18 protein-coding genes are annotated in these 24,273 nt (G+C 44.6%); 3 read left to right on the forward strand and 15 right to left on the reverse strand.

Translation table 11 applies throughout. The features are described from left to right. Positions 1-57: 57 nt before the first annotated feature. The 4 genes from gcvP to NEJAP_RS13775 all read right to left on the reverse strand — a co-directional run bounded on the left by gcvP (position 58) and on the right by NEJAP_RS13775 (position 6,142). A complete protein-coding gene (gene gcvP / locus NEJAP_RS13760; RefSeq protein ID WP_201347772.1) occupies positions 58-2,940 on the reverse strand; it encodes an aminomethyl-transferring glycine dehydrogenase in 2,883 nt (960 codons plus the stop codon). A gap of 7 nt (positions 2,941-2,947) precedes the next feature. Beyond that, positions 2,948-3,340, reverse strand: coding sequence for a glycine cleavage system protein GcvH (gene gcvH, locus NEJAP_RS13765; RefSeq protein WP_201347773.1), 393 nt, complete (start codon positions 3,338-3,340; stop codon positions 2,948-2,950). Positions 3,341-3,425: 85 nt separating this feature from the next. Then, positions 3,426-4,727: a serine hydroxymethyltransferase gene (locus NEJAP_RS13770; RefSeq protein ID WP_201347774.1), complete on the reverse strand. Its 1,302-nt coding sequence runs from the start codon at positions 4,725-4,727 to the stop codon at positions 3,426-3,428. 29 nt (positions 4,728-4,756) lie between these two features. Then, positions 4,757-6,142, reverse strand: a complete 1,386-nt coding sequence (locus NEJAP_RS13775; RefSeq protein ID WP_201347775.1) for an L-serine ammonia-lyase — start codon at positions 6,140-6,142, stop codon at positions 4,757-4,759. A 365-nt stretch (positions 6,143-6,507) separates the two neighbouring features. On the opposite strand from NEJAP_RS13775, the gene NEJAP_RS13780 reads away from it, so the two are divergent. From NEJAP_RS13780 to NEJAP_RS13790, 3 genes are all read left to right on the forward strand, one after another. After that, positions 6,508-7,875: an alanine/glycine:cation symporter family protein gene (locus NEJAP_RS13780; RefSeq protein WP_201347776.1), complete on the forward strand. Its 1,368-nt coding sequence runs from the start codon at positions 6,508-6,510 to the stop codon at positions 7,873-7,875. A 163-nt stretch (positions 7,876-8,038) separates the two neighbouring features. Next, on the forward strand, positions 8,039-9,169 hold the full coding sequence (gcvT, locus tag NEJAP_RS13785; protein ID WP_201347777.1) for a glycine cleavage system aminomethyltransferase GcvT: 1,131 nt from the start codon (positions 8,039-8,041) through the stop codon (positions 9,167-9,169). 148 nt (positions 9,170-9,317) lie between these two features. Beyond that, complete coding sequence (locus NEJAP_RS13790; RefSeq protein ID WP_201347778.1) at positions 9,318-9,896, forward strand: sarcosine oxidase subunit gamma family protein; 579 nt, start codon at positions 9,318-9,320, stop codon at positions 9,894-9,896. On the opposite strand, the gene NEJAP_RS13795 is transcribed toward NEJAP_RS13790, so the two are convergent. From NEJAP_RS13795 to NEJAP_RS13845, 11 genes are all read right to left on the reverse strand, one after another. Continuing rightward, positions 9,889-12,246 (reverse strand): DNA polymerase II, encoded by a 2,358-nt coding sequence (locus NEJAP_RS13795; RefSeq protein ID WP_201347779.1) that lies wholly within the window; start codon positions 12,244-12,246, stop codon positions 9,889-9,891. The genes NEJAP_RS13790 and NEJAP_RS13795 overlap by 8 nt on opposite strands. An 8-nt stretch (positions 12,247-12,254) precedes the next feature. After that, on the reverse strand, positions 12,255-13,307 hold the full coding sequence (gene mvaD, locus NEJAP_RS13800) for a diphosphomevalonate decarboxylase (RefSeq protein WP_201347780.1): 1,053 nt from the start codon (positions 13,305-13,307) through the stop codon (positions 12,255-12,257). Continuing rightward, on the reverse strand, positions 13,297-14,232 hold the full coding sequence (mvk, locus tag NEJAP_RS13805) for a mevalonate kinase (RefSeq protein WP_236590939.1): 936 nt from the start codon (positions 14,230-14,232) through the stop codon (positions 13,297-13,299). Before mvk ends, mvaD begins: the two co-directional genes overlap by 11 nt. After that, positions 14,210-15,253, reverse strand: coding sequence for a mevalonate kinase (locus NEJAP_RS13810; protein WP_201347781.1), 1,044 nt, complete (start codon positions 15,251-15,253; stop codon positions 14,210-14,212). The genes mvk and NEJAP_RS13810 overlap by 23 nt, the downstream gene beginning before the upstream one ends. Then, positions 15,253-16,422, reverse strand: coding sequence for a hydroxymethylglutaryl-CoA synthase (locus NEJAP_RS13815; RefSeq protein ID WP_201347782.1), 1,170 nt, complete (start codon positions 16,420-16,422; stop codon positions 15,253-15,255). Before NEJAP_RS13815 ends, NEJAP_RS13810 begins: the two co-directional genes overlap by 1 nt. Positions 16,423-16,437: 15 nt before the next feature. Beyond that, the gene (gene fni / locus NEJAP_RS13820; protein ID WP_201347783.1) at positions 16,438-17,469 is read right to left on the reverse strand and encodes a type 2 isopentenyl-diphosphate Delta-isomerase; all 1,032 of its coding nucleotides are present in this window, start codon (positions 17,467-17,469) and stop codon (positions 16,438-16,440) included. Then, positions 17,469-18,503 carry a hydroxymethylglutaryl-CoA reductase gene (locus NEJAP_RS13825; RefSeq protein ID WP_201347784.1) on the reverse strand — a complete coding sequence of 345 codons (1,035 nt, stop codon included), beginning with the start codon at positions 18,501-18,503 and terminating at the stop codon, positions 17,469-17,471. The genes fni and NEJAP_RS13825 overlap by 1 nt, the downstream gene beginning before the upstream one ends. A gap of 123 nt (positions 18,504-18,626) precedes the next feature. Then, positions 18,627-20,006 (reverse strand): TolC family outer membrane protein, encoded by a 1,380-nt coding sequence (locus NEJAP_RS13830; protein WP_201347785.1) that lies wholly within the window; start codon positions 20,004-20,006, stop codon positions 18,627-18,629. A 21-nt stretch (positions 20,007-20,027) separates the two neighbouring features. Continuing rightward, a complete protein-coding gene (locus tag NEJAP_RS13835) occupies positions 20,028-20,651 on the reverse strand; it encodes a response regulator transcription factor (protein WP_201347786.1) in 624 nt (207 codons plus the stop codon). Positions 20,652-20,773: 122 nt separating this feature from the next. Beyond that, complete coding sequence (locus tag NEJAP_RS13840; RefSeq protein ID WP_201347787.1) at positions 20,774-22,099, reverse strand: HlyD family type I secretion periplasmic adaptor subunit; 1,326 nt, start codon at positions 22,097-22,099, stop codon at positions 20,774-20,776. A 9-nt stretch (positions 22,100-22,108) separates the two neighbouring features. Beyond that, positions 22,109-24,229, reverse strand: coding sequence for a type I secretion system permease/ATPase (locus NEJAP_RS13845; protein WP_201347788.1), 2,121 nt, complete (start codon positions 24,227-24,229; stop codon positions 22,109-22,111). Between the last annotated feature and the right edge of the window lie 44 nt (positions 24,230-24,273).

The raw sequence follows: 24,273 nt of genomic DNA on the forward strand, positions 1-24,273 counted from the left end.
TTTTCATCGCTCCCGATGGTTACTTGAAATGGAACAAAACAAGTAATCGGTTTGCACTTAGTCCTGGTATGTTTCAATACCTGGGCAAGAGCAAATAAAGTTACGATCGCCGTATACGTTATCCACACGGTTTACAGCAGGCCAGAACTTGTTCTGGCGTGTTGATGCCGTTGGGAATACAGCCTCTTCGCGAGAGTATGCGCGGCCCCACTCAGCAGCTGTGATATCAGCCATTGTATGTGGTGCGTTGTGCAATGGGTTATCTTCTAACGTCCACTCACCGCTTTGTACTTTTGCAACTTCCTGACGAATCATGACCATGGCTTCAATGAAGCGATCTAGCTCAGCTTTTGATTCGGATTCAGTTGGTTCAATCATCAAGGTGCCTGCCACTGGGAAAGACATCGTTGGCGCATGGAAACCATAGTCCATCAAACGCTTAGCGATATCTTCTTCTGTGATACCAGACGCTTCTTTGATTGGGCGAATATCAACGATACATTCGTGTGCAACTTTGTTGTTACGGCCACGGAAAAGAATTGGATAATGCTCAGCCAGTTTCTCGGTCATATAGTTTGCACCCAGAATTGCATTCTGTGTGGACGCTTTAAGACCTGATTTACCCAGCATACGGTTGTACATATAGCTGATTGGCAATATGGCACCTGAACCATACGGGGAACCAGAAACTGCACCCACGTTAGATTTAGAATTCTGTACAGCGGTTACCTTATGGTTTGGCAGGAAAGGCGCCAAATGGCTTTTAACACCAATTGGCCCCATACCAGGACCACCACCGCCGTGGGGAATAGCAAAAGTTTTATGCAAATTAAGATGTGATACATCCGAGCCGATAACACCAGGTTTAGAAATACCTACCTGCGCGTTCATGTTGGCACCGTCCATGTATACCTGACCACCAAACTTATGAATGAGTGAGCAGATCTCAACGATATCTTCTTCATAGATACCGTGAGTCGATGGGTATGTAATCATCAGAGTAGACAGGTTTTCTGCATGCAGCTCAGCTTTTTCGGCTAGATCTGCAACATCAACGTTACCTTTTTCATCACACTTAGTGACGACGATTTTCATATCCATCATGGCAGCAGATGCAGGGTTAGTACCGTGAGCTGATGATGGGATTAGGCAAACATTACGATGCCCTTCACCAATAGACTCGTGATACTTACGGATAGCGAGTAAACCAGCGTATTCGCCTGATGCACCTGAGTTAGGCTGTAAAGAAACTTTATCGTAGCCCGTCACTTCTTCTAGCTGCTCTTCAAGTTCCTGCAACATTGCATGATAGCCTTGAACCTGGTCATCAGGTGCGAACGGATGAATGTTCGCAAACTCAGGCCATGTAATCGGTAGCATCTCAGCGGTTGCGTTTAGTTTCATGGTACAAGAACCCAGTGGGATCATACCGTGAACCAATGAGTAGTCTTTGTTTTCTAGCTTTTTCAAGTAACGCAGCATATCTGTTTCAGAGTGATAGCTGTTAAATACCGGATGCGTCAGGATGGCATCTTCACGACGCTGTCCATCTGTAATACCTGTATCGCCCGCGGCAACACCTGTATCAATAGCAGCAACCTCTAGACCGTGGCCATCACCAAGGAAGATATCAAACAACTCAGCTACATCAGCAGCCGTCGTTGTTTCGTCCAAGCTAACGCCTAACTTATCAGTACCGATACGGCGTAAGTTACAGCCTTTATCTAGCGCTGACTGATAAATAGCATCCTGTTTATCCGCAACGTTCAGCGTTAATGTATCAAAGTAGCTGTCGTTACCCTGAACACCTTTATCTTTTAAGCCAGTGGCCAAAATAGCTGTTAAACGATGGATGCGCTCTGCAATGGTTTTCAAGCCATCTGGACCATGATAAACCGTGTAGAAGCTTGCCATGTTGGCTAGCAATGCTTGTGCTGTACAGATGTTTGACGTCGCCTTGTCACGACGAATGTGCTGCTCACGTGTTTGCATCGCCATACGTAGTGCTTGGTTACCACGTGCATCAACGGAGACACCAATAATACGACCAGGTACAGAACGCTTTAGCTTATCGCTAGAGGCAAAGAATGCAGCGTGCGGACCACCAAAGCCCATTGGCACACCAAAGCGTTGAGTAGAACCCAACACAACATCTGCACCTAACTCGCCAGGTGACTTAAGCAAAACCAAGGCCATTGGATCAGCGGCAACCGCTACCATCGCTTTTTGCTCTTTCGCTTTTGCGATCAGTGACTGGATATCTGTAATGTCACCAAACGTACCGGGGTACTGTAGTTGAGCACCAAATACATCATGCTCTGATAGTTCAGAATGTGGTGCAACTACCACATCAAAACCAAAGTATTCAGCACGTGTTTTGATAACGTCAATCGTTTGCGGATGAACATCGTCAGCCACAAAGTAGGTATTTGTCTTTTTACGGTTAGAGCGTTTGCACAGCGCCATTGCTTCAGCGGCAGCAGTAGCTTCATCAAGCATAGAGGCATTTGCCAAGTCCATACCCGTCAAATCCATGACTACTTGCTGGAAGTTAAGCAATGATTCCAAACGGCCCTGAGCGATCTCTGGCTGATAAGGCGTATAAGCCGTGTACCAACCTGGATTTTCCAACACATTACGCAGAATAACATTCGGTACTAGCGTATTGTGATAGCCCATACCAATGTAAGATTTATTAACCTTATTCTGCACCGCTAATGACTTCAGGTAAGCCAGTGCTTCTACTTCTGTTTCAGAATCTGCCATATCGAGCGCATCATCTAGACGAATTGAATCAGGCACGGTTTGCATGATCAACTCTTCCAGAGAAGAGACACCAAGACTTTCCAGCATCGCTTGCTGGTCTTCACCTTGAAGGCCAATATGACGGCGTGTAAAATCATTTTTTTGTTCAAGTTCACTCAGAGTACGTTTTTCCACGTGCGTCTTACCCCTCTTCGCCTACATTAGCTTCATACGCTACAGCATCTAGCATATCGTCTAGTTCTGCTGTGTCAGAAAGCTTAACTTTAGCTATCCAACCATCTTCAAATGCAGATTCGTTGATTGTTTCAGGTGCATCTTCAAGCGACTCATTGACTGCTACGACTTCACCCGTTACTGGAGAATAAATATCAGATGCAGCTTTTACTGACTCAACCAAAGAGAACTCTTCGCCTTTTTCAACAGCACGACCAACTTCAGGAACTTCAACAAAAACTACATCACCTAGTAGTTCTTGAGCATGGTCAGTAATACCGATAGTAACGGTACCATCACCATTATCCAGAACCCATTCGTGTGAAGCTGTATATTTCAAGTTTGCTGGAACACTACTCATGATGATATTTCCTATCTTAATAATCAGTATCAGATGAGCTGCCTATCCAGCTCACCTGCGTCTTAAATATTTTATGCTTACTGCTTTAACGGTAAAGCGGGAAACGCTGGCACAACTCAGTAACCTGAGCACACACCGCCGCTTCTACTTCTGCATTACCTTCTGGGTTGGCAACAAGGCCATCCAGCACGTCGTTGATCAGGTTACCAATCAGACGAAATTCTTCTACACCAAAACCACGTGTAGTACCTGCGGGTGTTCCTAGACGAATACCCGATGTCACCATCGGCTTTTCAGAATCAAATGGAATACCATTTTTGTTACAGGTAATACCTGCACGCTCTAGCGCATCCTCAACCTGGTTACCTTTCAAACCTTTAGGGCGTAGGTCAACCAACATCAAGTGAGTATCTGTTCCGCCAGTAACAACAGCGCAACCACGTTCAATCATCACTTGTGCCAACACTTTAGCGTTCGCTACGACACGATCGATATAAGCAGAAAACTCAGGCTGCAAAGCTTCACCAAAAGCAACCGCTTTAGCAGCGATTACGTGCATTAGTGGCCCACCCTGTAAACCAGGGAAAACAGCTGAATTAATTTTCTTACCTAAATCTAAGTCGTTCGATAACACCATACCACCACGCGGACCACGCAAGGTTTTATGCGTCGTCGTGGTTACCACATGTGCATGTGGCAGTGGGCTAGGATGAGCGCCACTCGCTACTAAACCCGCAATGTGAGCCATGTCAACCATCAAGTATGCGCCGACTTTATCAGCTATTTCACGGAAGCGAGCAAAGTCGATTTCACGTGGAATAGCAGAGCCACCAGCAACGATAAGCTTTGGCTGACACTCAACTGCTAATTTTTCAACCGCATCATAATCGATTCGCAGAGTATTTTCAGCAACACCGTACTGAACCGCATTAAACCATTTACCAGATTGAGCTGGACGCGCACCGTGTGTTAGGTGTCCACCAGCATCCAAAGACATACCTAAAATAGTATCGCCTGGCTGTAATAGCGCCATAAAGACCGCGCCATTAGCCTGTGCGCCTGAGTGAGGTTGCACATTAATGTATTCACAGTTGAATAATTGCTTTGCACGATCAATTGCCAATGACTCTGCTTTATCAACAAACTCACAACCACCGTAGTAACGACGGCCCGGGTAGCCTTCAGCATATTTATTAGTTAGCACGGTACCTTGTGCCTGCATCACTGCTTTGGAAACGATATTTTCTGAAGCAATCAATTCAATCTGGTTATCTTGACGATCGAACTCTTCATCGACTGCTGCCGTAATAGCGCTATCGCTCTGTGCAAGATCGCGAGTAAAAAAGTCAGCATGTACAGCATCGCTGTACAAATCAGTAAGGCTCATATTTTTATTCTCTTGTTTGAAGTTTTTAATTAACACGCTACGACATTGACAGCTAAACCACCTGTCGATGTTTCTTTGTATTTATCCTGCATATCTACCCCGGTTTGACGCATCGTTTCGATAACGCTATCCAAAGAGACATGCTGTTCACCGGTACCACGAAGCGCTAAACGCGATGCGTTTACCGCCTTAAGTGCTCCCATGGTATTACGCTCAATACAAGGTACTTGTACTAAGCCGCCAATCGGGTCACACGTTAATCCGAGGTTATGCTCCATGCCAATTTCAGCGGCATTTTCTACCTGGTGATTATTGCCTCCCATGACTGCACATAAAGCACCCGCAGCCATAGAACAAGCAACACCGATTTCACCTTGGCAACCCACTTCTGCTGCAGAGATAGAAGCGTTTTTCTTGTAAAGCATACCGATAGCGGCAGCCGTGGCTAAAAACTTCTTGATGCCTTCATCATTGCTACCCGGCACAAAACGCACGTAGTAAGCCAACACTGCTGGGATCACTCCTGCCGCACCATTCGTTGGCGCTGTGACTACTCGGCCACCGGCAGCATTTTCTTCATTAACAGCCATGGCATACAGGTTGATCCAATCAATAACAGTGAGCTGATCTTTTAAGCTATTTTCTGGGTTCTCTACAAGCTCTTGACGCATACCGTGAGCACGGCGTTTAATGCCTAAGCCTCCGGGTAACTCACCGGTTTGCTCACACCCCCGTTGAATGCAATCATTCATTACTTGCCACAGGCGCATCAACCCATCATGGATCTCCTGTTCGGTGTGCCATGCGGCCTCGTTTTGAATGACAACATCCGCAATTGTTATACCCGCTTCTTCGGCATAGCTAACAAGCTGCGAGCTGTTCTCAAATGGGTACTTTAAGTCAACGGTAACGGCAGCACTTCCTTTACCATTTTCGTCTGTTTCAGCATCGCTTAAAACAAAACCACCACCCACTGAGTAGAAGATACCTTCATGTAGAATAATGCCGGCAGCATCAAATGCCTGAAAACGCATACCATTAGGGTGCTTAGGCAGTGAAGCACCAAAATGAAAAGGAATATGTTGTTCTTTATCAAAAGGAATGATTTTTTGGCCTGCTAGCTTGAGCACACCAGAAGTACGAATCTCTTCTATGTAGTCGGGTACTTTATTTGGGTCAACCAAATCTGGCTTCTCACCCATCAAGCCAACCATCACCGCGATATCTGTCGCATGCCCCTTGCCAGTCATTGCTAACGAGCCATACAAGCCGACTTTAACAGAGCTAACCTGATCTAGCTGCGCACGCTCTTGCAACTCTGCGAGAAACCGATTAGCCGCAACCACCGGACCTACCGTATGAGAAGAAGATGGCCCGATACCAATTTTAAACAGATCAAAAATACTCAACGCCATCGTGCTGTCTCCACTTTTATTTTTATCGTTATACGAACAACAAGGGGTTCTGAACCACTGATTTCAATTTAGATTAGCAATTTTGTTTCCTGAAATCAAAATAAATTTCCTATTGGAAACTTGTGTTTTTTTCTTATATAGCATCTATATGATTTATCTAAGTTTTTCGCACTTATCTCCGCAAATAGGTAAATCAAGGTCGCAATCAAACACACGCGTTTGCTATTTGAGTGTTGCATGCATGATCACGATAAGATAAATTCGTTTCTTATTGGAAACTTATTTCACTTAATAGAGATATGTTTCCAAATAAAGAACTGGACTCACCAGTCGACTATAAAAATAAATTGTGAGGTGACAAATCAATGGAAATACTAAAGTCCTTTATAGGTGATATTAATAGCATCGTGTGGGGGCCAATGATGTTGGTTCTTATCCTGGGTGTCGGATTATTTCTGATGCTTGGATTGCGTTTAATGCCTATCTTAAAACTCGGAACTGGCTTCAAGCTGCTTTTCGAGGGGCGTAGTACTAAGAAAGGCGAAGAGAAAGAAGGTGAGATATCGCCCTTCCAAGCTCTTATGACCGCCCTTTCAGCAACCGTAGGGACAGGTAATATCGCAGGTGTAGCAACAGCCGTATTCCTTGGTGGTCCTGGTGCTCTATTCTGGATGTGGTGTACCGCACTTGTTGGTATGGCTACTAAATACTCCGAAGCTGTTCTCGCTGTTAAATACCGTGAAGTAGATGAAGAAGGCCGTCACGTTGGGGGGCCGATGTACTACATAAAAAACGGTTTAGGAGCCAAATGGGCTTGGTTAGGTACGATGTTTGCTATCTTTGGTGCTGTTGCGGCCTTTGGTATTGGAAACACGGTACAGTCCAACTCTGTTGCCGACGTATTACATGCCAACTTCGGTGTTAATATCTGGGTAACAGGCCTCATTATGATGGTACTGGTAGGCGCAGTACTGGTGGGTGGTATCAAGCGTATTGGTAGTGTTGCCGGTGCTTTAGTACCTTTAATGGCTATCGCTTATCTAGGTGCTGGCTTGGTTGTTTTGGCTATTAATGCTGACGCAATCCCGGCTGCTCTTGACCTAGTATTCACTCATGCGTTTACAGGCACTGCCGCTGAAGGTGGTTTTGCAGGTGCTGCTGTTTGGATGGCTATCCGTTTTGGTGTGGCTCGCGGTATCTTCTCTAACGAAGCAGGTTTGGGTTCTGCCCCTATCGCTCACGCAGCAGCGCAAACAAAAGACCCAGTACGCCAGGGTTTGGTAGCAATGCTGGGTACGTTTATTGATACACTTATCATCTGTTCTATCACTGGTTTGGTCATTATCACATCAGGTGAGTGGACTTCTGGTATATCAGGGGCCGCATTAACCTCCGCAGCATTCGCTCAAGCTCTACCAGGTTTAGGTAACTACTTAGTTGCTATTGCTCTGGCTATTTTTGCTTTCACTACCATTATCGGTTGGTCTTTCTATGGCGAGCGCTGTATTGAGTTCCTATTTGGTGTTAAAGCAATTACTCCATACCGTGTTCTTTGGATCCTTGCTGTACCAATTGGTGCAGGTGTAAGCCTAGATTTTATCTGGCTACTAGCCGATACATTGAATGCCATGATGGCTATCCCGAACTTAATTGCGCTAGCACTGCTTAGCCCAGTTGTGTTCAAGCTGACTCGTGAGTTTTTTAACCGCGGTAAAGCAGCTAACTCGCTTTAAATGCCACATAGAGGGAGTACACACTCCCTCTACTTTCCTGCCAAACAATGGCAGAAGCTCAAAGGGCAGCTAGCTACTTTTAAAATGACAACTTAAATGACGACTTAGCAATACCCTTATATAAACCCAATATTGTTTACTAAAAGATTTGTGGAGAAATAAAATGGCTGAGATTCAATCAGGTGATCTAAATAAAACGGCTCTGTTTGACCTACATGTTGAACTCGGCGCAAAAATGGTGCCATTTGCAGGCTACGAAATGCCAGTTCAATACCCGCTGGGCGTCAAAAAAGAACATCTCCACACACGTACTCAAGCAGGTTTATTTGATGTTTCTCACATGGGCCAGGTAAAACTGACCGGCGCTAATGCAGCGGCGGCCTTAGAAACACTCGTTCCTGTTGATATTATTGATTTGCCAATAGGTAAACAACGTTACGCCCTGTTCACCAATACCGATGGCGGCATCATGGATGACCTCATGGTTGCCAACTACGGCGACTGGATTTATGTCGTTGTTAACGCGGCTTGTAAAGAGCAAGATATTGCTCATATGCGAGACAACCTAGGCGATGATATCGAGCTAGAAGTACTAGATGATCGCGAACTTATTGCTATTCAGGGCCCTACAGCTGCTGCTGCATTGGCACGTATTCAGCCAGAAGTTGCTAACATGGTATTTATGGATTCTCGCGAAATAAGCATCGATGGCGCTGACTGCATTATTTCACGCTCAGGCTATACCGGTGAAGATGGCTACGAAATTTCCATCCCTTCTGCTGACGCTGAGCGCTTAGTACGCTTATTTTTAGATCAACCGGAAATCGAAGCTATTGGCTTAGGCGCTCGTGATTCATTACGTTTAGAGTCTGGTCTTTGCTTGTACGGCCACGATTTAGACAACTCAACAACGCCATTAGAAGGTAGCTTGATTTGGGCTATCTCACCTTGTCGTCGCGCTGCTGGTGAGCGTGCCGGTGGTTTCCCTGGGGCCGATAAAATTTTGGATCAGATTACTCATAAAAACTGGGCGCGCAAACGTGTTGGCTTATTAGGTGAAGGCCGCGCCCCCATTCGTGAAGGTGCTGAGCTGTTTGACGCTGAAGGCAACAAGATCGGTGTTGTTACCAGTGGGACTTACGGCCCTACGATCGAAGCTCCGGTTGCTATGGGTTATGTAGAAACAGCATTTAGCAAGCTCGATACCCAGATCTTTGCCGAAGTACGTGGTAAAAAACTACCCATGACTGTTTCACGCATGCCGTTTATAGAACAGCGCTACTTCCGCGGATAAGCTTTAATAACGTAACTCTTTATAACCGTTAACCTTTTAACCGTTATAAAAACAGGTCGCGGTAAGTTCTACCGCGACTCTTTTCAGCACGCCTTGCATAAATAAAGCGTATCAACAAAGCCAAATAAGCATCTTCCTGGAGAGCAACATGCATGAGAGCACGAGCCTTACGCCAATGAATCCTTTAGTGCATATCACCATAGGAACACACGTTAATCAGGAAAACCTCTTACAAAGCATTGTTGTACATGAACGCTCATTTATTGGCGAACTACAATTAGATTCAGATCCTGATAATACCGCGTTATTAATTGCTGTCGGCGATATGCTAGGCGTTAAACAACCCTTAAGCGCATGCCGTATCAGCTGCCTTGGTAAACTGATTATTTTATGGCTAGATCACAACCGCTGGTTAATCTTACGCTCCCCAGACGAACACACTTCTCTTGAGCAGTTGTTAGTTCAAATGTGGGGACAAGACATAACACTCGGCGAGCATGATAAGAAGCTAACAGCACGCCTTAGCGAGGCCGCACTTATCCATTTACTCAACTCTAGTAATACCCAGGAGTTTCGCACCGATAGCACTGACTACCGCCAAGCAAGTTTAGAGCATCTTCAGCAAGGAGAGATTCAAATTCAATCAGTGGAATCCGCTGATAATTATGAAATATTGGTACGAAAAAGTTGTGCTGATGCCTTATTAAAATGCTTAAACGTCAGCTAAATAAATCTCGCTGCGTATCAATTAAGGCACCAAGGGATTCTTCTTTAAAGCACAAAATAGCATCGACTACCGGCATTAACTGCTTCTCAACATAGTGTTCATAATCAATTGGCGAACGCACCTGCTCAACGGGCTCAGGCCCGCTAACTGTCATCACATAACTAACGTGATGCCCCGGCTGATACGGGCTTTTAAGATCGCGCTGCAGCCAGTACTTTTCAGCCTTTAGAGCGGCTTGCACATGCGGTGGCTTCATTCGCACATAAGCATCTAAGGGCTGGCGCAAGCGACGCCGATACACCAACTGATCATCTAAGCACCCTTCCCGCAAATCAACGACTAACTGCTTCAAAAAGCATTGATAAGGCTGATCACGAAAGACCGCTTCATATAAACGTTGCTGTATGTCACGTGCCAAAGGTGTCCAGTCAGAGCGCACATTTTCTAACCCTTTAAACACCAATAGCGACTCGCCATCAGGCCGTTGCTGTAAACCCGCATAGCGCTTCTTGCTACCCTTTTCTGAATGCCTCATTCTCGGCATAAGAAAACGGCTAAAATGGGTTTCGTATTCCAACTCAAGATAGTTTTCTGTATTAAAACGCTGCTGTACTTGTTCCGACCACCAATTATTTAAATACTCAGCCAACGCTTTACCTTTTACATCGGCATCTGAGCAACCCTCGCCCAGCAAAACAAATACAGAATCAGTATCGCCGTAAATCACTCGATATCCAAACACACGCTCAATTTCATCACGTGTTTGTTGCAATATTTGATGACCGCGCAATGTAATGGAGCCTGCTAAACGCTGATCAAAAAACCGACAAACGTTAGATCCCAATACACCATAAAAAGAATTCATAATGATTTTTATAGCTTGAGACAACGACTGGTTATTATTCTTTTTTGCCTGATCACGAGCAGCCCATAACTCTTCAATAATCGTTGGCAAAATTGCACTACCTTTGCTGAAGATAGCACCGTTAAACCCCGGAATAAGATCATCACCATTCACCTGCGACTTAAACCCTTCAGCCAAGCCTGCTGGATCAATCTTGAAGGTACGAATAATGCTCGGGTACAGGCTTTTAAAATCCAATACTAAAACATGCTGATATAAACCCGGCTGTGAATCCATCACATAACCACCAGGCACATCCATACCACGAGCGCCCGAAGCGTATTCAGGTGCCACATAGCCTCGCCTGTGCAGTCTAGGCAGGTATTGAAAGTCAAAAGCCGCCGCAGAGCCACCGACCTTATCTAAAGACAGGCCCGTTAAGCGCGTCCGCTCTATCAGGTACTCCATGAGTCTTGTTTCGTCAAAAATGTCCTGAACCAACTTACAATCTTCTAAGTTGTAACGCGCTAACGCAGGCTTATCTTCACGATAAAGGCGCTGAATTTCAGCCCCTCTATCATTGGCCTGATGAATCAATTTACCACGCTTAAATAACTTCTGTGATACATACTCAAGGGAGTAACTTTCAAAGTGGTACGTAGCCCCTTTAAGTGTATCGATGCCATCAATCACCAAACGCCCTTCCAACCTGACATACCACTTGCCCAGCTCAGACTGAACTACTCGCAACGATTGCTCATCACGCCCTAAACGCAAAGGCACCTTAAGCTTACCGGCACGCTCTGACAGCACGCGAAAATCAAACCCCACCACATTCCAACCGATAAAAATATCTGGGTCGTATCGCGCTACTTGTCGGACAAATGCCTGTAGCAGCGTTCTTTCATCCGGATAAAATCGCAGCGTGTCAGTATCCTCACCCTTCCCTCGCATCAGCACTAAAGACAGATCGGCGCCATATAAGCCAATGGAATGAATACAGTCTGCTTGCATCGTGGTTTCAAGATCGACTGACAAAACCTTTAATTGAACGGGAAAGTCATAAGGTTTTAAACGAGGCACTGAAGATGAAGGAGGTAAAAACGTGGAAGCTGAATTGTGGATAACTTCTACACCACCGAAGATAAAACGCTCCATCAGGAAGCGATCCACCGGGCGAATATCCTCTTCCATCATAGGAATAGACGTCAGCGTTAAGCGTTCAATCACTTCGCGTTGTATTTTTAAAGAAAGACAATAAAGACCATGCACACCACGTTGCTCAAGGTCAGTTAATTTAACTTTCTCAAGTCGCCAACCAACCAACCCGATGAGGCAGTCGTTAATTACCTCAATGGATTCATCATGCACAAAGAAGACTGACTCTTGTGCAGGAATAGTAACAAGAGAAGTTCCTTGCGTAGTTTTAACCCAGTATCTGAGCTCAATACCGCTGGGCTGGTCTTGTTGATGACGCGTTAAAACGAAACCAGAAAAAGAGCTCATCTATTAAGCTACGAAGGCTCTTTAACCGTTGTTGTAGATGAATTTAAAGACTCACTCGCTTCAAAAGGAGCAACAACTTCAAGCCCAGGGAATTCAGTTTCAAGCAGTGCTTGGTTTTTCTCTTGGAAAAGCAATTTTAAATTCGGTCCAGCATCCATAGTGAAATACACCTCAACGCCCGCCTCACGCAAAGCCCATATTTTCTGCATCGCCACAACTGAATCGGGCTGCCAATAAAGCAATGGAGGCCATGAAGCAATCATCGTGGCATGCATCGACATTGCGTTATGCTCTGCTACAGCACCTAGCTCCGAGAAGTTTCCATCACTTAATGCCTGATGTATTTTTTCTAAATCCTGAGCGGCCTGCGCAGGCCAACTCTGGTACAAACTAGCAGTTTCTACCGTCCTCTTCATTCCAGAACGAGAGTCCACGGCCTTTACAGCAGTGCTGACTTTAACTAAACCCACCCTCAAATCGGGCCAAATAATATCTAAAGGATACGCATGGCTATCCATACCATCTTCTTGAAGCCCCATCCGCCATTCAACAAAACCGCTATAAATGGAGCGGGAGGCACTACCACTGCCCATACGTGCAAATGCTGAAAGCACAGCATCAGGGAGCTGTAACTGAAAATACTGATTAATTGCCTGAGTCAAAGCAGCAAACCCCGAAGCAGACGAGGCTAAACCTGCCGCTGTCGGTATATTGTTGCGTGTATCGACAATCAACGGATAAGACCGACCCCTTCGAAATAAATCCACAAAGGAGATCACTTTACAGGCAAAAGAAGACTCAACAGGCAACAACTGACCATTGAGAACAACCTGATCTTCACCTGTCTGAGACGGGCGTATTTGGGTGCGCGTTCCCAAATGCGCCAATGAAATTGATAAGCTCGAATTGACCGGCAGGTTTAGCTCACTCTGCCTTTTCCCCCAATACTTACATAAGGCAATATTGCTAGGTGCAAATGCTTCTGCTTGATCGGTGGCTATCAATTTTTCAGGCAAATAACGAGCGACGATATCAGCTTTTGTAAAGTTCTCAGTCAACATAACACTCAACTCCTACGCCACTGACAGCAACGGGTATCATTTCGTACGGCAAGGTTAAGGCATCGTCTGAACCTAATGCAATTACACAATCCCCCAAACCCGAGCCTGAAATTTTTGTGCCAAGGATGGCCTCCGATTTACGCAACGAATAGATAATGTCGGACAACGCCAAATCGTTTACACCTAGTGCGTCCATCAGCCCTTGATACATATCCATTAACAAACCGAGTTCTTCCCAGTTTTGTTTCTGAATCGCATCCTCTGCCTTAATGGTAGTTTCATTCATAAGCTGATAAATCGCATTATAAAGCTCAGGCAAGGCTTCTGTTTTTTGTGCCACAATCGCTAATACGTCTGGCGTCTTAGTTTTATAGCCAGAATAAAACAACGAAATTGGAGGCAAACCATTAAGCGCAGAGATATGTCGCGGTTCAACCGTGTAGCCGATAAGGCCCCCATATACGCTTGCCGCCAAGTCAGTACCCGATCCGCGCCCTTGTACGCCGTGAACAACCGCTAAAGCACGATCAAACAACTGTCGCTTTGTTAGGTTCTCTTGGCCATATTCAGAAACGGCCTTCACAACCGCCGTGGTAACTGCAGCAGAAGAACCCAAACCCACCGTGTGTGAGAACTCAGAGTGAATATCCAACTCAAAACCACATAGCAGCCCTTCAGCAACCTGCTCAATAGCAAATAGCACAAAGCTTAGCCTTGAATCCGCTTCCAAAGCATCTAGAGTAGAACAGTAATCAGCAAGGCTAGAACGTACCAACACCGCCCTATCTGATCGAGGAGTTAGTGTAACCTGTATACGCTTATCAACTGCACACGCGATTGCTCTATGGCCAAACAGCACCGCATGCTCCCCCATCAGCATAATACTGCCAGGCGCTGTTACTTTAATCACCGATGTAGCGTGCACCTAACTTATCCTCCTCAACGTTCCCCCAAAGGTATTGAGGAAAGTCATTCATCAACGTATTTACCACCTGACTAGGAAGGAAAGCCAGCACTAAACCACCAGCTACCCCTTTATGTGCTCCCGCCCCACTTATTTTTGCAGCTCCACCGCTCGCCTCTATACGCTCAACCAGTGCTTTTGCTGAATCGGGAACAACGCCTATTTGACACAACAAACGATGATTTTCTTTAACACAATCTATTACTCTAGGCGGCTCGGCAAGATGCTTAATCAAGGTAGACGTCACTTGTGAAAAATCATTCCACAGCTGATTATCATCCTCAAATCGGCTTCTTACATATTGAACACACTCACCGGTACTGACTTGAGGTTTTCCTGTAAATATCCAGTACCAACCATCACCTAAACTAGCATCAAGCCGGTTTACATTACCGTGGTGAATATGATTCATGCCACCATAAGTAACCGCAGCGGCATCAATAGCACTACCACGCCCATGCTGCAATCTCTCACAAAACCTTACCATTTCAAAGCGTTGATCTATGCCTAATGGCTTTTCAAGCAAACGCTCAAAAAGCACCAGGGTTGCCGCTATTGCTGAAGCAGAAGACCCCATACCAGACCCCAACGGCAACTCGGTTGTACTAGACAAACGCCCCGGCAACGGCAGATAGCTTTGAGTGGAAGCGCGCCCTGGAACAGGCAAATGATGTACCAATGAAGACAAGGTATACATCAGCAGATCATCAGGTTTTGTCAGAATATTCTGAATAGGCAGTAGGCCCTGAGCAAAAGACTCAAAACGAGAGTCGAGCTTTTCTTTTAACGAACCAAGTGCATGCAAAGGGTAGTGAACACCTGAAGAGATACCTGCAAATAGCGTATTAATGGTGTTACTTTCTGTTAAAGGTTTAAAACTAACGGTGGTGTGTTTTTGAATGGCAACGGCAACCGCCTGTGCTCCGTAGACAACAGAGTGTTCACCACTCAGTATGATTTTCCCCGGAGCACAAGCACGCATTAAATAGCTACATATTCACGCTTATGGTGAGAAATAGCGGCAAGACGAAAACGCCCTTGTGTATCCGCCGCTATAGTATGAACTTCACCATCTCTAGGATCCGGGGCTTTATAAAGGTTTAGATATTCGTCATAACTCACCTCTTGACGCTTATCCAGCATGTCTCGGTGTAGATCTGTAAACAAGAACTGTTGATAACCTTCAGCAACTTTCCCTGAGAAGAACTCAGAGACACACCCAGAACCATAGCTAAAAAAACCGACTCGTTTACCGGCTAAGTCTTGTTGGCAATTCTCCAGCAAAGATGTCAAACCAATATACATAGAGGCAGTATAACTATTACCAATAATGCGATTATAAGACAAAGTATCAGCTATTTGCTGCTCTAGGCCATTAGCATCTAACTCACTTTTATTTGCTTTAGCCAAATGTTGATGCGCTTTTTGCGCCATACGACTAAAAGGAAGGTGATAACAGAAATGCGTAAAGTCATTGAACGTTAAAGAACTACTTTCTCGAAAGTCTTCCCACGCTTTTTTCAATGCTTTGAGATAAATTTTTGTCGAGTACTTACCATCTACCAATGCAGTTTTACGGTAGTTTGGTCGCCAGAAATCCATGACATCTTCAGCATAATTTCCCACTTCAGGGTCAATTTCCAATACACGCGGCTGAGCTGTCACCATCATAGCAACGGCGCCACACCCTTGCGTTGCTTCGCCCGGCGTATTCAGATCATAGCGCGCAATATCTGACGCAATCACCAAAACTTTCTTTTCAGGTTGCCTAGCAACAAGTGCGCATGCCATTTGGATAGCTGCAGTCGCGCTATAGCATGCTTGCTTTAACTCAACTACACGACAATTATTATTCAACCCTAAAAGGCGATGAACATAAATACCTGCCGCTTTAGACTGATCTATGCCGGTTTCAGTTGCAAATAACAAGGTAGAAACCTGCTCCGCTTCACCATTTTCTACAAGCGGGTAAGCAGCGTTTGCAGCCATGGTCACGATATCTTCATCGTGAGCAGCCATACTCATTTTCTCTTGGCCAATGCCCTGATAATACTTATCAGGGTCAGTCTCTTGGACCTTAGCCAGCGTTCTCAAATCAAGAAAATAATTTGACGTATAAAAACTAATTTGATCGATACCAACAGATGACATATTTGAATATGTTCCTCAGCGCTCTTCAAGAATAAGAGACTCGTTCCTGAATAACGACGCCACATCAGGCATTCCCAGTAAAAACATCGCTGTTACAAATTCGCGGCGTAAACGCTCGATCACATTTATAACAGCTTCTGCCGACTCCATGGCGGGATGTAATAACGGAGCCGCCACTCCACAAATTGAGGCGCCGAGTATAACAGATTTCACCATATCAATCCCATCCCTTACGCCGCCACTCGATACAAAAGTAGCCTGCGCTTGATATGGAGCCATTAACTTAAGTGCTAATGGCGTTGGAATCCCCCAATCTTGAAAGGTAATCCCAAGGTCATCCTGTTTATTTAACCGACGCTGATGTTCAATACGGCTCCACGAAGTACCACCACTACCCGCAATATCAAAATACTCAATACCCGCTTGCAAGCCCAGCTGCACATCAGCAGGAGACAGCCCAGCACCAACTTCTTTAAGCATGATGGGAACCGAAACACCCGCACGTACTTTAACGATTTTAGCCGCTAGATCTTTGAAATTAGTATCACCTTCAGGCTGCACTGCTTCTTGCAAAGGGTTCAAATGCAGATATAACGCATCCGCATCTAAAACATCAACGGCCTGCTGACACTCTTTCACAGCAAAGCCATAATTAAGCTGCACTGCACCAACATTGCTAATCAATACGGTTGTCGGTGCATGTTGGCGTAATTCAAAACTACTGCGCGCCTGCTCATCAACAAACATCACGCGCTGAGATCCTACCGCGAGCGCAACACCACAATGCTCTGCGGCAATGGCCAAATTGGTATTAATTTTTCTAACAAGATCATGATTACCTCCGGTCATGGAGGATATCAGCAATGGAAAACTTAACGTTTTCCCGAACATCTGTACCGATGAATCAACATCAGCCAGGTCTATTTCAGGCAAAGCCCGATGCAACAAATGAATTCGATCAAAATAGCGCGCATTTCGCTCTATCGCAGGGTCACGATCAAACGCACGAATATGCTCAATTTTCCTATCATTCGTTGAATCAGTCATCACCGCTCCAACTTCAGATGCGCTTCCATCAACTCACCAGGATTGGTTTGGGCTGCTAACAATGACAGCTCGCCACACAACACAGTTGCGGCACAAATAGCGGCTAAGCGACGTGCATTTTCACCGGCTTCACGAGAGTCTTTGCAACCCAGCTTTGTGAGGTTTTCCTCAACAAATTCCAATCCTTTACCATTACCGACGCTACCCACAATTATATTGGGCAGTGTGCAGGAGAAATACAGATCACCGTCACGCACTTCGGCATGAACAATCCCCTGAGAGCCTTCAATAATATTCGCTGCATCCTGCCCTGTTGCCAGATAAAAGCCCAACAACATATTAGCAAAATGGGCATTTGCACTGCGCAAGCCACCAGCGATCATTGTACCGATCAGGTTCTTTTTAATATTCAGATCAACAATTTTTTCTGGCGTTGTTAATAAACGACGCTCGCACAATTCCCGCGAGATAATGATTTCGCTTACAACATACTTACCACGCCCAAGAATACCGTTAACCGCCGTGGCTTTTTTATCGGAGCAGTAATTCCCAGAAATCGAAGAGTAACGTAATTGAGGGTATTCACTCAGTAACCAAGGAATAATCTTGTCCGCCGCATTGGTCACCATGTTATGGCCCGATGCATCACCGGTGTTAAACTCGAGGCGCAGATAAATTAAATTACCGACTATCTGGCTATGCATATCTATTAGTTTTGCAAAGCGACTCGATGTAGAGACCACTGAATTGAGATCATCACGTCTGGATTTAATCGACTCTACAGCCAAGTGTGCGGCTAACGCATCGTCTGCTTCTAACAATACTGAACGGGTCATACGTTCATCAATCACTGTCGTTTTAATGCCTTCTGTCAACACAGATACCCGCGCACCACGGCCAACAGAGTGCCACAATGGAGTTTCATAAGTTGCTAGAGGTATAGATAACTTCTCATTTAAGACATGCCCTGATATTTTCAGAGGCCCAACCCAGCGCATTGGTACAGGCGCCTGTAAAATTTTATGTGATTTCATAATGACCCATATAAACGAAAAAGGGTTGCTTCGCAGCAACCCTTCCAAAGACTTCAAGCACGCGCGATTTTATCGACGATACCCTTATATTGCAAACGCACTTAATGATGAAGCGTGAGCTTCTTACCTATATAGAAGCTTTTTTTCAGCATCGCGTGGGGGGATAACCCTTGTATCATCCCCTTCCAAAGAAGTTGACGCTAAAGGCTCTAGATCAACTTTAAGCAACTCTAACATTTCGCCCATACCATTGAGTAAACGGTATTGCGCAATTAAGTAATCATATTTCGCCGCGATCATTGAATTCTTAGAGGAGAACACTTCATTTTCTGTATCAAGAAGATCAAGTAATGAGCGCTGACCAATATTAAACTGCTTTAAATATGAATCACGTGTTTGAGTGCTTGAATCAACATGCTGCCTAAAAAAGACCAACTGACGTCCCAGAATCTCATAAGCGTTCCAAGAAAGCCCAACGCTCTCGACCGCTTGACGCTCAGCGTTACTCTGGATATCTTTTGCTTCATTGATCTGATGGCGTGTCTGGCGAATTCTCGCTTTATCACTACCACCATTGTAAAGATTATAACGTACCCGAAACATTGCTGTTAAATCTTCATTATCGCCTTCAACACCATCTATATTACTGTTCCAATTACGATCTACTTCAAAGTTCAACTTTGGATACAACAAGCTACGCGCAGAACCATATTGTGCCTCTGCGGCCTGCACGTCGGCCTGCGCTAGCTTTAACGTAGGATGATTAGCGATAGCCCTTTTGATGCTAGTTTCTTCATTTTCAGGCAAAGACTCAATATTAAACTCAGGCACTTCAAGCTCTTCAGGTGCTTTTTGACCCACGACACGCAGATAAGACGCCTGAGCATCGCGCATGTTGTTTTCAGCAGAGAGCACATTAACTTCGGCCAAAGCGAGACGGCCTTTTGCTTGCTGCAAAGACGCCCTTGTACCTAACCCTGACTCTGAGCGTTTACGAATTTGCTCATATACTTTGACATGGTTAAACAATGTCACATTTGCCTGATTGCGTAACTCATTACGCTTGATAACTTCAATATAAGCCCGAGTGGTTGCCAAAGCTTTCTCTTCAGCTACCTCTCTCAATCGATGGTTACCGGCCTCAAGACGAAAAGCATGACGATCGACTTCATTACCCGTCAAAAAACCATCAAATAGCATTTGTCGTAGGCTAATGCTTGCTTCTCGCCTTTTTAACTCCACATCACCGCCGATGGCGTTTATCGTCGCCGTATTTTTTGTCCACTCATACCCCACACCAGCAGCAATATCAATTTTGGGATAAAAACCACCTCTTGCCTGGCGCACCTCTTCAAAAACAGCGTTGCGTGCATCCATGCTCCGTTTAACTTCAGGGCTAGACAATACAGCACCGGTCACCACTTCTTCTAACTGGTTCGCATAGACATTCTGCACTGAACCGATTACAACAGCGAAAGCAAGCAAGGTCCTTTTTAGTATCACACTACTCTCCAGAATAATTATTTATGCTACTTGGTGCGTTAACTTTAAAACAAGCAACAAACGATCCTTTGTTCCAGTTTTATTTAAAAGCGCTGCTACATGTGCTTTTACGGTTCGCTCTGTAATGCCTAATACACGAGCTATTTCTTTATTTGATGCACCAGTAACCAAGCTATTAAGTACTTCTTCTTCTCGGTCGGTGAAGCCGTAGCTTACAGCGCTATTTACATTAGAGACAGGCTTTGGTTTGGCAGCATTACCTAAATATTGTTTAAGCAAAATTTGTGTTATTGAGGGGCCCGCCCAAATATCATTATTTGCAACAACATTCAGCAACTCACTAAACAACGACTGCGACACATAAGTGTTAATATAGCCGCGAAAACCTTTTTCTAAACATTGAAGCCCTTCAGCATCACACGGATAGTCACTCATTGCGACCCATTTAATATGCGGGTGCAGTACACATAACTGTTCAACAGAATCAGCATTTAAAGCCCCAATGTGCACAAGACCGCAACCTGGCTGACTAACCTTGTGCAATAGTAATTGATCTAACTCAATTACTTCAACACTGTTCTCCCCTGCATATGCAGTCCAACGAGCCACGACTTCCTTATTGGCGGAAACAATATACAGTTTCATCTTAATATTCCATTAACTACGACTATCTCAAAATAATAGCTGAAAAACTGATATTCACCATTTTTTATATACCTTTGAATATAAGACTATTGAATAAAACGAGTGATATTAACCCAGTAAAATTAACGCTCGGTTAATGCACGGCTTTTACCTTTTAGAATAGGCTTGAGTAGATAATCCATTACCGTTTTCTTGCCTGTCATAATATCAACACTTACTGTCATCCCACTAATAAGTGGCAGTAAGGCTTCATTTTGTCCAATATAAGGCTTATCCGTTTTTAAGCGCACTATATAATGCGGCTTACCATCTTCATCTAATATAGTACTCGGAGATACAAAGCTTACTTCTGCATCAACGCCTCCATATATACTAAAATCATATGCCGATACTTTAATAACAGCGCTTTGCCCTGCATTTACCTTAGCAATATCAGAAGGCTTTAATTTAGCTTCAACTAAAAGAGTGTCTTCCCATGGAATAATATTAATGAGTTCATCACCCGGCTGAATAACCCCTTCAATTGTATTTACTAATAACTGTTTAACCGTTCCTTTAACCGGCGCGCGCACTTCAGTACGTGTAATTTTATCCTGCATACCGCCCAGCGATTCTTTTAAACGCGCCACTTCAGATAACACTTCGTTAAGCTCCGCTCTAGCGACACTAATAAACTGCAACTCAGCCTCATTCAGCTTTTTCTTGGTTTCATTTAACGATGACTTAATACGCGGAATACTAAGGCGGATACCATCTAGCTCACCACGCAAGTCATTAACCTGACGCCTTAAACGCAAAAACTCAACTTCCGAAATAACACCTTCTGCGACCAATGGCTGGGTAATTTTCACTTCTTTATTCAACAACCCATAACTACGGGATAACTGAGTTTTCTTTGATTCAGCTTGACGTAACTCCTGACGCTTTTGGTCGACCTGCTGCCCTAAAATACCTAATGTCGCTTTTAGTTCGTTATTTCTTGCCACATAAAGAGTCTGCTCTTGAGTGATTAAAGAGTTATATTCAGGCAGAAAGCCCGTAGGAACAGCAAATGGTTGAGAGGCCGCTTCAGCTTTTAATCTCGCCGCCTTTGCCAATAGTTCTAGTTCACGCACTTTATTCTCTTTAAAGGAACTAGCAAAGCGCGTGTCATCAATACGTAATAGAACCTGCCCTTTCTCTACAAGATCACCTTCTGACACAAGAATTTCAGAAATAATCCCACCCTCTAAGTTCTGTACCACTTGCAACTGTTGAGAAGGGATAATTTCACCCTCACCTCTGCTGATTTCATCCAGCGTAGCCCAACTAGCCCAAGCAATAGAAATACAGACAAAAGCCAGCATACTCCAAAGCAGCAACCGAGCACCTTTAGGCGTTTGCTCCAGCATGGCTTCGCTCACACTGGGCATATACAATAAATCATCTGTGGATAATTTTTGACTCATGACATTTCCTTAACGCTGAATGTGCAGGCGCCCTTGCTTAAGAGCATCCAAAACTACTGCTTTAGGGCCATCAGCCACCACTAAGCCACCATCCATTACAATAATTCTATCCACTAACGACAACAGCGACATTTTATGTGTCACCAAAATAACCGAACGCCCTTTACCGTATGTCTCTAATTGGCCTCGGATATACTCTTCTGAGGCGTTATCCATTGAGTTTGTAGGCTCGTCCAAAATAAGAATAGACGGCTTATGGATAAGTGCCCTAGCTATTGCAACGGCCTGGCGCTGTCCACCTGAAAGCGCAGCACCTCTCTCACCTACAGGTAGATCAAAGCCTAAAGGGTGACGATGTACAAAGCTATCGACGCCAGCTAGTGCAGCAGCTTCTACCAGCACCTCATCATCTACTTCAGGAGAACCCATAACAATATTATCTCTGACCGTTCCATCAAAAAGCATAATATCTTGTGGGACATAACCAACATGACGGCGCAGATCAATTGGATCGATTTGGTTTAAATCAATATCATCCAAGCGAATCGAACCACTATCAGGCTTATATAACCCCATAATGAGCTTCTCGATGGTTGTTTTACCGGAGCCAATGCGTCCAATCAAAGCAACTTTTTCGCCCGGATTTAGTGTGAATGAAGCCTTTTCTAAGGATGCCTGTTCGGTACCTGGGTATTTAAAATGCACATCTTTAAATTCAATTTTCCCTGCTAATTCAGGGCGGTGTACAAACTGTCGATCCTTATCCCTCTCATCAGGCAACTGCATAATACTGTCTAATGTTTCTAGCGCCGTTCGAGATTGGTGAAAGTTGGTTATCAAACTAGCAACTTGCGCCATTGGTTGAAGCACCCGTCCTGCCAATATGACACAAGCAATAAGAGCCCCCATTGACAGTTCACGCTCTGATATCAGATAAACACCGTAAATGACCAATGACACGGAGCATAATTGAGTCACTAAACCGGCAAAGTTCATTACCGAGTTAGATAACATTTTGGCCTGCATGCCCCACTTCGCAATGTATCCGACAGCTTGCTCCCAACGCAGCTGCAATGAGGATGCGGCTCGTTGCGTCTTGACTGTCTCCATCGCCGTCAAGCACTCCACCAAAGTCGAGTTTTTTTGCGCTGAAGATTCAAATGTTTTTTCTACTGCGGCTTTAAGCTTGCCACTAATAAACAGTGAATAAATAATAATAACAGGGACGCCGACCAACGGAACAACAACTAATGGCCCACCAATCATGCCAATAACAATAAGAAAAATAACGGCAAACGGCAGGTCAATTAAAATAGAATTAGTAGTAGAGCTTAAAAAGCCACGAATGCTTTCAAACTCACGTAAGTTATTTGAAAAGGCGCCAACTGAGCGCGGCATAACAGCATATTGTAATGACATCACTTTTTCAAAAAGCATCGAAGATAATAATATATCCGTCTTTTTACCTGCTAGCTCAATAAAATAAGCGCGCAACATCTTTAAGCCAAAATCAAACAGATAAACAATGAAGACACCAATAGCGAGCACCCACAATGTCTCTATTGCATTATTGGGTACTACACGGTCATACACATTCATAACAAATAAAGGGTTTGCTAAGACAAATAAATTAATTAGAAACGAAGCAATTAATACGTCTCTATAAATTTTTGCAGAGCGCCAAATGGTTCCCCAAAACCAGTGGCCTTCCTGCTGATCTAAAACCCGAGAGACACGCTCGGTAAAGCGATACTCCAAGCGCACAAAGATTGCATGACCAGAGTAACTGCTCTCTAAGTCCTTCAAGGATAACCGATGAGCACCACCGCTTTCAGGCTGGATAATAACAGCCTCACCTGTTTGGGTATCAATTTCTTGAAAAATACAGGCTTGATCATCATTAAGAATAAGCACTACAGGCAAAGTTAACGCAGATATACCCGAGAGACCTCGTTTAACAATCCGTGAGGAGAAACCAGCTCTTTTCGCTGCCCTGACAAACAGTTTAGGAGTGAGCCTATGATTAATAAGCGGCAACCCTTCTCGAAGAACATCTGCCGACATAGGACGATGGTTCTGCTGGGTTAAATGCACTAAACAATTAAGAAGAGGGTCTTGTACTACATCCATTTTCTTGACCAATATCCACTAAAGCCTACATACTAGCATGTATC

The sequence above is a fragment of the Neptunomonas japonica JAMM 1380 genome (genome assembly GCF_016592555.1).
GTDB lineage: Bacteria > Pseudomonadota > Gammaproteobacteria > Pseudomonadales > Balneatricaceae > Neptunomonas > Neptunomonas japonica_A.